This window comes from Colwellia sp. BRX8-9 (assembly GCF_014077245.1).
In the GTDB taxonomy this organism is placed as follows: domain Bacteria; phylum Pseudomonadota; class Gammaproteobacteria; order Enterobacterales; family Alteromonadaceae; genus Colwellia_A.
In genome coordinates this window covers 63634-76478 of sequence record NZ_JACGVN010000012.1, presented here as the reverse complement: position 1 = coordinate 76478, position 12845 = coordinate 63634, and the positions used below count along the sequence as shown (strand labels likewise).

Here is a 12845-nt window from a genome sequence, read left to right as displayed (position 1 = left end):
AATTTACCTACAAACGATCTTGGTCTGTGTTTAAAGTACACAGAGTACTATTAATTCCCGCCCAGCTGATACACAACCAACCCAGCGCAAATGATATACCACCAAAGGGAACTATTTTTCCAATAACAGTAAAATCAAAAAATGTTTTTATATACAAAACACCACTAAAAAATAAAATCCCGGCTATAAAAAAGCTTGCTGATAAATATAAAAGATTAATAACTTTAGCCGCATGACGCTTACTCATTAGAACTTGCAACCAAATGGCCACAGTAAGTAGTGCTATAGTATGAAAAAATTGATATTGCAATGCATTGGCAAGGCGTGATTGTACTTCATTTGGTAAATTTGCCCCAGCATGAGCAAACCAAGCGCCGAATAATACAGAAAAACAGCCACTGATACCAATAAATATCATAATGGCGGTCAAGTAATTTCTATAAACACAACTATATTTCATCTGGGTTATGCTCATCAATAAATTTAACCATTTCATTAACCGCCGATTGTATATGTTGAGCATGGGTAAAACCTGACTTTACTCGTGGTTTCAAATTATGATCCCCATCGGTAAAAAATATACAGTGACAACGCTCTGAAAATTCATATTGTGCAATTTCTTCTTGGCTACCTAACGCATCTCGAGTGCCCTGTAAAATTAATATAGGCATTTGTGTTTCTTGCAAAGGTGCCAACCTTAATTTTTCAGGTTTTTTCTGTGGATGAAACGGGTAACCTAAACACATTACCCCTAAAAACTTAGCTGTTTTATCTCCAGCCAATGTCGCAGCGACACGTCCACCCATTGATTTCCCCGCGATAAAAAGGGGTAAATCACTATCTAACCCGTCAATAACGGTGGAAAAACATTCCAGTAATTTTGGCATTCTATCGGGTGGTCTACGATTACCTTGCGCCAAGCGAACATCCATATACGAAAAGTTAAATCTCAATACATTGATATTTTTTTGGTTTAAAGCAAGACTGACTTGTTCCATAAATTCATGACTTTTATCGGCACCCGCACCATGAGCAAAAACAACCAAAGCTTTAGGCTTTGCTACGGTACTAATAATAGTTGAAATATCAGGAGTAAGATTAATCATCTTATTGGTCATTTAATTCTTCTTGGTCTTGGGCAACAGTATCAAGCACCCATTCACGAAATGCTGCAATTTTACCTAAATCAACTTGTCGGTCTCGACACACGACGTAGTAGGCATTTTTACTTTCTAAAACATCTTCAAAGGGACATATAAGCCTACCTGCATCAATATCAGGTTTCGCCAGGAAACTATGAGCTAATGCGACACCTTGCCCATGCATTGCCGCCTGAACAACCATAGCGGAATGACTGAATATGGGTCCATGATTGACATTGGTTGCTTTAACGTTTACTTGTTTGAACCATCGTTTCCAGTCACGGCGAGAAGTATCATGCAATAAAGTATGGTTGATCAGATCTTCGACTTTATCGAGTGGCTTTTTACCTTGCAACAATAAAGGTGAACAAACAGGAATAAGATATTCTTTTTGTAATTGTTCTGCATCAATATCGGCCCAATGGCCGCGACCAAAATATATCGCTACATCAACATCACCCGTCAATGAATTCTCAGGTTGATCTACCGCTTTAATTCGAACATCGATGTCAGGATGTAAAGCATAAAAAGCATTTAATCTCGGCACCAACCACTGAATAGCAAAACTTGGTTGTGTGCTAACAGTTATCGCGCCTTTTTCACCACGGGCAAACAATCGCTCAGTTGCTTCGTTAATGGCATTAAAGACATCTTTAATATCAAGATAGTAGGCTTGACCTTCTTCAGAAAGCAACAAAGCACGATTTTTACGCATAAATAACTTTATGCCTAAAAAATCTTCAAGCGATTTTATTTGATGACTGACAGCCGCTTGAGTGACGAATAATTCTTCAGCAGCGCGAGTAAAACTCAACTGTCTTGCTGATGCCTCAAATGCTCTCAAAGCGTTTAGTGGCGGAAGCCTGTTAGACAAAATTCACCTTTAATTATAACTTTTACATGGAATAGCATTCAAAATAAATGCATAAATAAGCAACAATGATAAATAACTATTATTCATTAGTTTTTCTAATGATAAACATTATAAATTGTCATTTCAAAAGTTACCAGAGTTAACGTAGAATTCGTTTCATAGATGAAGGACTTCATCTTTATCCCAAACATATTGGGCTAGCTATTGAATGTGATTCCCAACCCATATTCAAGAATTAAGTAAGAAAAGGTCCCAGAACATCTATATGGATATAACGTTTAATTTAAGGGTGACCCTATGAAATTTTTTAATAAAGTAGCAATATTAACAGTAGCAGCAACCATGATGGTAGCACAAGTTCAAGCCATAGAATTGGTAGAAGTAGAAACAGTCGCTGAATTTTCAATAACATTAGCGGCTGAAAAAAGTCTCGCTGATTCAATGAAATTGAGTACCTTTAGCACCATGTTAGCAACAGCTGATATTAACGTGCCAGTGACACAAATAAGCGATAAAGAAGTAAAGTCTACGCGTGACTTTGAAAAGTCACTATTGATTGCTGAGTAAGCGCTTATCTTAATTATAGGTATACTTTAAAAGCTTTTACGGAAGTTTCTCTAGAACTTCTCTAAAGTGGATAATTAAATAATAACCTATAATAACCCAGCGAAAAGAAACAAAAAAGGATGCCATTAGCATCCTTTTTTAGCTCTTATTCACTCAAAACGCATGCGTTAACTTGGAAATATACGATTATTTTGCCAAAGTTTACTAAAGATAGAATCAACAGACATTGATGCCGCTTTTGAAAACTTTTCCGCTAAGGTTTTTTTCATTACGTATCTTAAAGCAATAATTTTGTGCGACTTACTACGAGACTGAAGGAAATCATCACTGGTTTGAATTTCATCAACTAAACCAAGCTCTTTCGCGGTACTGCCAAACCAATGTTCGCCTGTTGCTACTTTATCAATATCTAAACTTGGACGACGTTCGCGAACAAAGTCTTTAAAGAGTAAGTGAGTTTCTTCTAATTCTTCAGAAAACTTTTCACGACCTTTATCGGTATTTTCACCAAACATAGTCACTGTACGTTTGAACTCGCCGGCAGTAAATTGTTCGTAGTCAATATCGTTTTTCTTGAGCAGTTTATGAAAGTTAGGAACTTGCGCAATAACACCGATTGAGCCAACAATTGCAAACGGTGCAGAGATAATATGATTGGCAACACATGCCATCATATAGCCACCACTTGCCGCAACCTTATCAACTGATGCAGTTAACGGGATATTATGCTGACGAAGTCTGTCAAGTTGTGAAGCTGCTAAGCCATAACCGTGAACCATGCCACCACCGCTTTCTAAACGTAAAAACACTTCATCTTCAGGGGTTGCAACCGTTAGTATTGCTGATATTTCTTCACGTAGTGCACTCACTTCTCTTGCGTCAATGCTACCATTAAAATCAACAACAAAAATCCTAGCTTCAGCTTTAACTATAGTACCTTCATTATCGGCTGATAATTTTGCTGCTTTCTTATCGGCTTTAGCTTTTTCTTTCGCTGCTTTCTTATCTTTCTTATCTTTTTCTTTTAATTCTTCTTTTGATAAGAGGTAATGAATAATATCTTCTTCAACATCGATAAATTCTTCAGATAAGTCATTAAGCTCTAACTCACCTTTTTTACCGGCGGGTTTCATCGCTGAAGAAGCAATAACCGTGACAATTGCGACAATAGCAATAACTAAGGTGATCGCTTTAGCTAAAAACAACCCGTACTCATACAAAAATTCCAATACATTCTCCTGTTATTAACCTCATATGTCTAAATCGTTTATTGACTTGAGGCTAATATTTAAATTTATCTATTAGCTATATGGGGCATATTGCAAATAAATAAAGTTAATAAGTTAAAAAGGCAATAAAAAGGCAATAAAAAACCCTCCTAAGAGGGTTTTTTTAGTTATTGCTAAAGTTATTTAACAACACCTGTATCTGTTACTTGAATTAATTGTCCCATAGTCGCAAAGAAAACGGCTACTTGAGATTGCATCTCTTGTGTTGCTCTAGCACTTAACGCAGCGTCAGGTGAAGCTGGGTAGGCACGGGGATCTAGTATTGAACTGTGGTGTCCATTAAGAAATCGCACTACACCAGAACCTTCAGTTGTTTCACTAACACTTTGCAGACCCAATAAAGCGATTGCAGGTTCAGTGCCACCCATAGGGGTAAACGGAGCTCTGTTAGTCACTGTTTGGTCTGAAAGATTATCAGCACCATCACCAACAACTTCAATTAAATGAGTAGGCGTTTGTGTTGCTGCTAATGTTTGAACATAAGCTATAGGATCACCTGATTCAGTTACCGTTTGTGATGCAAAAGTAAACTGCGCAAAACCAGCATTTAGTGTTGTTTTTTGCTCAATAGATAAACCATCATAGAAAGCAAAATAGAAAGCACTTAGTTCGGTTTGAGTATAATCAGCAGGTAATGTTGCGGCAACTGCTGCAGCAAAACCAGGCGACAACTGTAAGGTTAAATTAGATTTAACTGTACCTTCAAATCTTGGCGAATCTATACCAAAGTTAGCTAACATTAAACCTGGCATAGCTAAAGAAGTACTAGCAATTTTGAATAATCCATCAATTTGTGGATTTAGTTCGGTATTAGCTAAACCAACAGCATTCATACCATATATACCACCTAATGAATGTCCTAGAAGGTGTACTTTACTGCTATCAATTTTAATTGGGTTACCATCGCTGTCAGCACCACCTAAAAAGTTCATGCCTAAACGCAAACCTAATAAATCAGCCGTACTTTGGCGAGTATTATCACGCATGGTTAGCATATTACCTAAGTTAATATAGTGTAATATCGACACTTCATTGGTACTAATTTCATCAGTACCGTCACCGTCTAAATCAAAACCACGGCTACCATGTAACGGCTGATCAATCGCAATAGTTGCGATACCAAATGCCGATAATATACCGGTGATCGGTAACATTTCTTCTTTTATTGAATTAATACCATGCACTAAAATCGCTACTGGCCAACCATTTTCAGGCATTTCTAATGCCGGTAAGCCCATGCTTGCACGCACTGGGTTAGCCCAAGCTAAATCAGGGGTAGTCATTTGCACATCTATTGGCATCATCGCGCTTGTTGCTGGAATAGGGTTAAACTTAGTTAAATTACGTTCAGTATCAAGAGTGGCTAATCCTGGATTTTCGCTTGAGCTTAAATCACGTAAACCAAAATTCATACAAAAACCATCATTTGCATCTAACGCATCAGCAGGGATCGCCCCTGGGTTTGCTGCTGCTAAGCCAGCAAGTGTAGCGCCAGAATCACAACGTGCACGCCACCAGTCATTAACAGGAGCTAATGGGTTTTCGGCAGAAGGTACAGCTGAGTAATAAGGAAGTGTAATTGAACCACGAATATAGTTTGCTGCTGAATATAATGGGATCAAACTTTCTGGAATTAACCCCGTTAATACGTTTGCAACTGAAATACCGGTATCGGCTACGCCAATTGCTGGGATTCCTTGTTGAGCATTAGCAACCATTTGAGGTACGCCCGCAGCCATCAAAGACTTAACCGTGCTTAATACACGCGTCGTTGATTGTGTTGTCATTGCAGCGGTATAAACAATAGTATCACTGCTAACCCCTGCTGCGACTACAGCAGCCTCATAACTATTAATTGCAGCTTGCAAACCTAATTGCGATGCATTGCCTAGTGGCAAAGTATTAATATCTTGACGTGCTAATTCATAGGTAGTTGAACCCGCAATAGCTTTACCATTGTTATCACGAAGATTGTTCGTCATTACCATAACATAGGTCGTTTCTGCTTTAAGCGGTTGAATCGGAATAAATAAAACATTATCGCCAGATTTTTGCGTAACAAAATCTTGCATGAACACAAGTTCACCAACAACTTTACAGGCAAGGCCACGAGTTACAGCAGTACAATCACTGTCATTCGCATCACCACCCATAATTGTTTCGAAGACTCTTACCGACGCAGGTTCAGAAGCACTAGCGGCATCTAAAGATGTACCCGCTGGGAATTCAATTCCAAGAGGAAAAGGCTGAGAAATAGACCAACCGTCCAGTGCACTAATGGCTACAAAAGGGTCTGAACCATCAGTTGGATCTGCAACAGGAATTTCTAACGTACCGTCAACGGTACCAGAAAAAATCAAGTCATTCGGAATAGAAAGTCCGGCAGCACCCGCACTTGGATTAAATTTAACACGAGCGGTTGGTGTTACGGCACTGCCGTTTTCAACCACTTCATTTTGAACATCTTTAATTGATTCATCATCACATGCCGTTAGTCCAAGAACACTGGCAATAGCAACACTAAGTACGAGCTTTTTCATTTTATCTCCCCACAGACGAGCTTTATATTATTTAGCTTTTTATGCTTTTATTTTTTATTTATCTGTAATTTCGTGAAGCGTAGCTCACAAAACTAACTTGTTCGACCAGTTAAACTTACCGTAAGAACTGCCTAAGTGCTAGCGGTTTCTTCTTTTATTATAACTTTAACTAACATTTTAGCTAAAACTTTTAAATATTACTCGTCAGTCAATAGGTCAAAGTAGTAGAATTACTGCCTTATTTACCTTCAAATAATTTGTATTGATACTATGTTTAATTACCAAATAACAGCAAATTCTTTAGCCAATAAAATAATTTTAGTTACCGGCGCAGGCGATGGTATTGGTCGCCAAGCGGCATTAACCTATGCTGAATTAGGTGCTACGGTTATTTTATTAGGAAAAACAACCGCTAAATTAGAGTCAGTTTACGACGAAATCATCGCACAAGGTTCCGCTGAACCTGCCATTATCCCCCTTGATTTAAAGGGTGCGACCAAACAGCACTACATAGATATGACCGCGACCATTGTTAATCAATTTGGTAAACTTGATGGCGCGTTACTCAATGCCTCAATGCTAGGTGAGTTAACACCTTACACGCAGATACATCAACAAATTTGGCAAGATGTAATGCAAGTTAATGTCACGGCTCAGCATCTAATGGCTCAAGCGTTAATCCCTGCATTACTGCTCAGTGATCATGCGTCATTGGTCTTTACCACCTCTGGTGTTGGTAATAGTGGTAAAGCTTATTGGGGGGCATACAGCGTTTCAAAGTTTGCAACAGAAGGGTTAATGCAAGTTATTGCTGACGAATACGAAAATACCACGTTACGTGTAAATGCGATAAACCCAGGCGCAACACGCACTAATATGCGTAACACTGCCTACCCAGCAGAACATGAAAACGATTCAGCAAAACCGGTAGATATAATGCCAGCCTATGTGTATTTAATGACGAGTGATAGTTTGGCTGTTAATGGCCAACGAGTGAACGCACAAAAAGCAAAATAAAGAGCTAAAAAAAAGGCTGTAAGAATAAACTCACAGCCTTTATGTTTTATCAATTAAGAATTATCGTAACTCTCTTCTTAAAATTTTACCTACGTTGCTTTTTGGTAAGTCATCTCGAAACTCAACATACTTCGGTACTTTATAACTGGTTAAATTGGCGCGACAATGTTTAATCAGATCTTTTTCCGTTAATGTTTTATCCTTAAGCACAACAAATATCTTGACCGCTTCACCTGTTGCGTCATTATCTATACCAATAGCAGCGACTTCTAATACACCTTCATGCATCATGACCACTTCTTCAATTTCATTAGGATAAACATTGAAGCCTGAAACGATAATCATATCTTTTTTACGGTCAACAATTTTAAAGAAACCTTTATCATCCATAAGAGCTACATCGCCTGTCGCCAGCCAACCTTCTTTTAGAATTTCAGCCGTGTCCGCTTCGCGCTGATAATATCCTTTCATGACTTGTGGACCTTTTACCCACATCTCACCTGGTTCACCAATCTCAGCATCACTACCATCATCTTTAATGATGCGTATATCTGTCGATGACGCCGGTAAACCAATGTTGCCACTATAGCTTTTTTGATCATAAGGACATAATGTTACTAAAGGTGCACACTCAGTTAAGCCATAGCCCTCTAATAAACGTGTGCCTGTGACACGCTCCCATGCTTCACCCACAGAACGTTGCACTGCCATACCGCCGCCAAGCGACATTTTCAACGTACTAAAATCAAGGTCTTTAAAACCAGGAGTATTTAATAAGCCATTGAATAAAGTGTTAACGCCAGTAATTGCGGTAAAAGGATATTTAGCCAGCTCTTTTACAAAACCAGGCATATCACGAGGGTTGGTGATCAATAAGTTGGTACCACCTAACGTTAAAAAGGTTAGGCAGTTAGCCGTTAATGCGAAGATATGATAAAGCGGTAATGCGGTGACCACGAGTTCTTTGCCATCTTCCATCAAAGGCTTTATTGCGGCTTTTGCTTGTAATAAGTTCGCAATCATATTGCGATGGGTCAGCATAGCCCCTTTTGAAACACCTGTTGTACCACCGGTATATTGCAAGAACGCAAGATCTTCACCACAAAGTTCTACTGGCGTGTAAGCTTTGAGCATCCCCTGAGAGACAACTTTATTAAATCTAATGGTGTTTGATAATTTAAAGGCTGGTACCATTTTTTTAACATATTTGACCACACAATTAACTAGCGCACCTTTTACAGTACCCAGTCGGTCGCCTAATGAAGTAAGAATGACATGTTCAACTGAGGTATTATCAATGACTTTTTCTAAGGTACTAGCAAAGTTTTCAATGATTAACATTGCCTTAGTGCCTGAATCTTTCAATTGATGCTCGAGTTCACGGGCCGTGTATAGCGGGTTAACATTAACCACGGTCAAACCAGCAAGTAAAGCACCAAACAATGCAATAGGATACTGCAAACAATTAGGTACCATAATGGCAAACTTATCGCCCTTAACTAAACCTAAATCATTTTGTAAATAAGCAGCAAACGCTTTTGATTGTATCTCTAGATCTCGGTAATTGATTTCTGCGCCCATATTAATAAAGGCAGTGCGTTCGGCATAAATATCAACGTATTTATTGAACATATCAGATAACGAGGAGTACTTATCTGCATCGATTTCAAATGGGACACCGGGTGGATAACTTTTTTCAAGCCAAATTTTTTGCGTTTGTTGCACTTTGCGACTCCTCTAATAATAGCTTAACTGTAGACGATTATTGGTTTTACTCGATTAATACTTTTATATTTTACGTATTATTTTTTAATCGATATCGTCATTTTACTCTATATGAATGAATTTTTATTTTTTAAAACGGATGTTTGAATTTTCTTTTTACGTGATTACTGGTCTGATGTCTATAAATTTTAGCCACGTTTACCGTTTTCTCTTTATAAACGGTAACATTTAGAAAAAATCAGCCAATAAACTCTAAAATATGTCTACTAGTCTGCTCAGGATCAGCCATATGGAAGTGATGTCCCCCAATTAATTTATAGCTAATAAAGTTATCAAACAATGGACCAAATTCTTTCAAACCAGTTTGTACAAATGACAAGCCTTTGTCACCATAAATTAATTGCACAGGAATTGTAATATCTTCAATAAACTGTTTTGCTTGCGCCAACGTCAGCCGATACGGGGATGTATTCCTTAAACGACGGTCAGTTCGCCAAATAAAGCCATTACCATCTTCAATAATCCCCCGTTCAACCAATAATTTTGCTTGTTGAAAGTTTAAATCAGACACTTGTACTCTAGCCTTAATTGCAGAATCTAAACTGGGGTGAAATTTTTTCTTTTTTGCTGAAGGCGATAATTGTTGATTGCACGTTAAACGACTTAACAGCCCCTTACGTAAATGCTCGGTCGCTTCCTCAGCTTCACCACTAATAAAGCCAATTGAATCAAGTAAGGTTAATGACTTAACCTTTTCAGGAAAAGCGGCTGAGAATGCTGATGAAATCATTCCGCCCATTGAATGGGCAACTATATCAACTTTCTGCCAGTGATTTACTTCCCACAGCAATAACAAATCATAAACGTAATCGATAAAATGATAATGGGCATCAGTACTTCTGTGGGACGATAAGCCATGCCCCGGCCAATCTATGGCGATAACACGCTTACCTTTAAAGTAAGGTAACATAGGTAAAAAACTAGCCGCGTTATCTAACCAACCATGTAGACACAAGACTAGCTCGTCGTTTTTGTCACCACAAGCTAGACCAGTCAGGGTGAGTTCACCTAAGTTAAAACTCACCTCTTCGACGTTATCGGGGATACGCAAGGTGACTATTTCTTTTTAACAGGCGCTGGTGCTTTTCTCACTACAACTCTTCTTGGATAATTGGAATAGCGAGGCTGCCAGAAAGAAGGAGACGACCAAAATGGATTATGGATAACGCGCACATCGACTTGCTTTTTTTCTTTCCACAAGTGTATTTTTGTCGCGGTTAGGACCGGATAATTATATTCGTGCTCGCCAATTTTCCCTTCTTCTGAAGCGGCGACAGTGCCTAATGCAGTTATACTGCGACCTTCTTTATAAATAACGGGATCGAGTAGACCTGAAAAATAAACACGAAAACGTCCCAACGTTTCATTACCTTGCTTAGGTATCGCTGATGACTTTAACGGAAAGTGAACAATTTCTAACATACTATTGTTCGCATTATTGGTTACTTTTGCAATAACGCCACCCCAGCGAGCCGCATTTCCTTGTTCTGTATTAGCATTATCTCGAACAACGACAAAGTCTGTTAATACCGTATTATCAGGTACCTGCAATGCTTCTGGAACTGATGAACAGCCACTTATAAATATTGCACTTACCCATAAGGGTAGCATTAAGATTATATTACGTTTTTTCATCATATTTACCTTTTCTAGATATATTCGCTAACCAAACAATACCACCAACACCAATACTAAACCATATAACGACCCATAAAAATTCAGGTATGCCAGTGAGTTGTGCTAATGCAGCACCATCGCCAAAGTTTCGTCCATCAACCAAGTACCAAGGACTTTTTACACTGTTAAGTAAAATAATTGCCCCTGTTATTTGCAAACTTGTCTGTAAGTAACTTAATTTTTTATATTTAAATTTCAATAAAACGAGTGCTAACAAAACACTAATAATAATTAGCGTTAAAATATCTCTCGCCCAAAAAATCAAAGTGATTAGTAACAATAATGCGATAATACCACTTAGTATTTGTGCTGCCCGTTGGTGCATACTCGCGATAAAGTAAATCCCTATTCCCCATAACGCCGCGCCAGCATAACCCATAAAGCTAATAAAAAAATTCATTCCTCCACGAGTTGTGCATAGCCCTGCCCCATTAGAAAACAATTGAATTTGTACGATAGTCCCCCCGGTAAAGAGCGCAGCTAGGCCATGGCTGATTTCATGAAAATAACTTTCAAGCCATTTGAAAGGTATTGAAACAATGGGGATTTGGCTAATAATTAATGCGGTAATCAATATTAACCAAAAGTGATATTTTTTCAAAAAGGACGAAGACTTACTATTCATGGATTATTTTTCATTATGATAAAAGAAGAATATGTGACAAAACGCGGCTAGTGTTAATTAGACAAGTAAGTCGATACCAAATACCTGCTGAATATTTTCACGTTGAGCGATATTATCTACTGAAGAATATGCTGCAATTGCGGTTTGGTTTTGCTTTGATGGGCTGTCATAACTTGCTTGGCTATTATTTTTATTGCCGACTTGCTGGTTAGTTTGGCCTGAAAAAGAAATATTACTTGCTGAAACGGTTTGTGATGCACTTGAGTTGGGTTGTGCTTGCTGATTTTCAAATTGAGCTTGTTCGACTAAAGCAAGTGCTTGCTCATCGATATCAAAACGTGCAACTTGACTCGCTTGTTGGTCTTGCTCTTGGGTTTGTTGCGTGCTGTCTTTGTTGGTTTTTTCAGCTTGCCCTGTACTTTGCTCAATTTGTTGGACACGAAAGCGATCACGTTGCTCAGCAACCTGATTTTGATTATCAACCGACAACGATGCGCTTGATTGGGGCGTGTACGAACTCGTACTATTTATTTGCATAGTTTAAATTTACCAAAGTTTTGCCAAATTACAAAACTTTTTGTATTTTCACTTAAATAAAATCGATTACCTACCCGGTAGCTTTTTCCATGAAACAGTATCACGTACATAAACCGGTTGAGCGTTTTCAGCACTAACCGCCTTACCTTGAGAAAAGTAATACTGACCAATTTCTAGTAGTTCTTCCGCATTAGGAAAAAGTATCTCTGGTGTTCCCGCATTAATTTTTAAAGGCTCAAGTTTATTTTTATAAGCGTCCCAGCCAGTTCCTACACCATAGACCTGCTGATTTTCAGTTAAAGACTCATTCAAATACTCAGCTAATTTTTCAGGTGCTAATACGGTATCTTGCAGCGCAGCTTCCATAATACCTTGCTCATTTAATCGATAATAGCCCGCATAAACCTCTGACATACGAGCATCAATCGTTGCAATAACCTCTACTTGCTGGTGCCGACTGTAAGCTTGTTGAGCCATAGCCTGCAGGGTTGATACCCCAACAACTTTTAAATCAGCAGCAAAAGCTAAGCCTTGTGCGACGCCAACGCCAATTCGAACGCCGGTAAAACTTCCCGGTCCTTGTCCAAAAATAAGCCCATCTAATTGTGCTAACGTTATGTCGGCTTTTTTAAGTAAGCGGTCAATCATCGGCAGTAACACTAAGCTATGCGATTGTGGTGCTAGCTCAAATTCACTGATCGTTTGGTCGTTAAACGTTAATGCTACTGAACATGCTTCCGTTGAAGCGTCTATTGCCAAAAAATTCAAATTATTCTCTCTAATACTTATCAT

Annotated in this window: 13 protein-coding genes; 2 read left to right on the top strand and 11 right to left on the bottom strand. The window is 38.5% G+C overall.

Annotated features, from left to right (window positions below; translation table 11 throughout):
* Positions 1-7: 7 nt before the first annotated feature.
* From H4J70_RS11755 to H4J70_RS11745, 3 genes are read right to left on the bottom strand one after another with little or no spacing between them, the layout of a single operon-like run.
* Positions 8-460 (bottom strand): DUF423 domain-containing protein, encoded by a 453-nt coding sequence (locus H4J70_RS11755; protein ID WP_182217541.1) that lies wholly within the window; start codon positions 458-460, stop codon positions 8-10.
* Positions 450-1118, bottom strand: a complete 669-nt coding sequence (locus tag H4J70_RS11750) for an alpha/beta family hydrolase (protein ID WP_182217540.1) — start codon at positions 1116-1118, stop codon at positions 450-452. Before H4J70_RS11750 ends, H4J70_RS11755 begins: the two co-directional genes overlap by 11 nt.
* Positions 1108-2016, bottom strand: a complete 909-nt coding sequence (locus tag H4J70_RS11745) for a transcriptional regulator GcvA (protein WP_182251196.1) — start codon at positions 2014-2016, stop codon at positions 1108-1110. Before H4J70_RS11745 ends, H4J70_RS11750 begins: the two co-directional genes overlap by 11 nt.
* 297 nt (positions 2017-2313) lie before the next feature.
* Between H4J70_RS11745 and H4J70_RS11740 the strand changes: the two genes are divergently transcribed.
* Positions 2314-2583 (top strand): hypothetical protein, encoded by a 270-nt coding sequence (locus H4J70_RS11740; protein ID WP_070376242.1) that lies wholly within the window; start codon positions 2314-2316, stop codon positions 2581-2583.
* Positions 2584-2750: 167 nt separating this feature from the next.
* On the opposite strand, the gene sohB is transcribed toward H4J70_RS11740, so the two are convergent.
* Together sohB and H4J70_RS11730 are read right to left on the bottom strand one after the other, a co-directional pair.
* On the bottom strand, positions 2751-3812 hold the full coding sequence (gene sohB, locus H4J70_RS11735; protein ID WP_182217537.1) for a protease SohB: 1062 nt from the start codon (positions 3810-3812) through the stop codon (positions 2751-2753).
* A gap of 179 nt (positions 3813-3991) precedes the next feature.
* Entirely contained in the window at positions 3992-6412 is a 2421-nt protein-coding gene (locus H4J70_RS11730) for a VolA/Pla-1 family phospholipase (RefSeq protein WP_182251195.1), read from the bottom strand.
* A 270-nt stretch (positions 6413-6682) separates the two neighbouring features.
* On the opposite strand from H4J70_RS11730, the gene H4J70_RS11725 reads away from it, so the two are divergent.
* Positions 6683-7429: a YciK family oxidoreductase gene (locus H4J70_RS11725; protein ID WP_070376239.1), complete on the top strand. Its 747-nt coding sequence runs from the start codon at positions 6683-6685 to the stop codon at positions 7427-7429.
* A 60-nt stretch (positions 7430-7489) separates the two neighbouring features.
* Here the strand turns inward: H4J70_RS11725 and fadD are convergent, their stop codons facing one another.
* The 6 genes from fadD to tsaB all read right to left on the bottom strand — a co-directional run bounded on the left by fadD (position 7490) and on the right by tsaB (position 12845).
* Positions 7490-9154, bottom strand: a complete 1665-nt coding sequence (fadD, locus tag H4J70_RS11720; RefSeq protein WP_182251194.1) for a long-chain-fatty-acid--CoA ligase FadD — start codon at positions 9152-9154, stop codon at positions 7490-7492.
* Between the two features lie 238 nt (positions 9155-9392).
* Entirely contained in the window at positions 9393-10265 is an 873-nt protein-coding gene (locus tag H4J70_RS11715) for an alpha/beta fold hydrolase (protein WP_220470384.1), read from the bottom strand.
* A gap of 5 nt (positions 10266-10270) precedes the next feature.
* The gene (locus tag H4J70_RS11710) at positions 10271-10849 is read right to left on the bottom strand and encodes a Slp family lipoprotein (RefSeq protein ID WP_182204073.1); all 579 of its coding nucleotides are present in this window, start codon (positions 10847-10849) and stop codon (positions 10271-10273) included.
* Positions 10836-11516: a M50 family metallopeptidase gene (locus H4J70_RS11705; protein WP_182251193.1), complete on the bottom strand. Its 681-nt coding sequence runs from the start codon at positions 11514-11516 to the stop codon at positions 10836-10838. Before H4J70_RS11705 ends, H4J70_RS11710 begins: the two co-directional genes overlap by 14 nt.
* A 57-nt stretch (positions 11517-11573) precedes the next feature.
* Positions 11574-12053, bottom strand: coding sequence for a hypothetical protein (locus tag H4J70_RS11700; protein ID WP_182251192.1), 480 nt, complete (start codon positions 12051-12053; stop codon positions 11574-11576).
* Between the two features lie 66 nt (positions 12054-12119).
* A complete protein-coding gene (gene tsaB / locus H4J70_RS11695; RefSeq protein WP_182251191.1) occupies positions 12120-12845 on the bottom strand; it encodes a tRNA (adenosine(37)-N6)-threonylcarbamoyltransferase complex dimerization subunit type 1 TsaB in 726 nt (241 codons plus the stop codon).

What these genes read in the sequence shown, in the direction of transcription:
- H4J70_RS11755 (WP_182217541.1), bottom strand. Translation starts at nt 460, where the DNA reads ATGAAATATAGTTGTGTTTATAGAAATTACTTGACCGCCATTATGATA.
- H4J70_RS11750 (WP_182217540.1), bottom strand. Translation starts at nt 1,118, where the DNA reads ATGACCAATAAGATGATTAATCTTACTCCTGATATTTCAACTATTATT.
- H4J70_RS11740 (WP_070376242.1), top strand. Translation starts at nt 2,314, where the DNA reads ATGAAATTTTTTAATAAAGTAGCAATATTAACAGTAGCAGCAACCATG.
- H4J70_RS11730 (WP_182251195.1), bottom strand. Translation starts at nt 6,412, where the DNA reads ATGAAAAAGCTCGTACTTAGTGTTGCTATTGCCAGTGTTCTTGGACTA.
- H4J70_RS11725 (WP_070376239.1), top strand. Translation starts at nt 6,683, where the DNA reads ATGTTTAATTACCAAATAACAGCAAATTCTTTAGCCAATAAAATAATT.
- H4J70_RS11710 (WP_182204073.1), bottom strand. Translation starts at nt 10,849, where the DNA reads ATGAAAAAACGTAATATAATCTTAATGCTACCCTTATGGGTAAGTGCA.
- H4J70_RS11705 (WP_182251193.1), bottom strand. Translation starts at nt 11,516, where the DNA reads ATGAATAGTAAGTCTTCGTCCTTTTTGAAAAAATATCACTTTTGGTTA.
- H4J70_RS11700 (WP_182251192.1), bottom strand. Translation starts at nt 12,053, where the DNA reads ATGCAAATAAATAGTACGAGTTCGTACACGCCCCAATCAAGCGCATCG.
- tsaB (WP_182251191.1), bottom strand. Translation starts at nt 12,845, where the DNA reads ATGATAAGTATTAGAGAGAATAATTTGAATTTTTTGGCAATAGACGCT.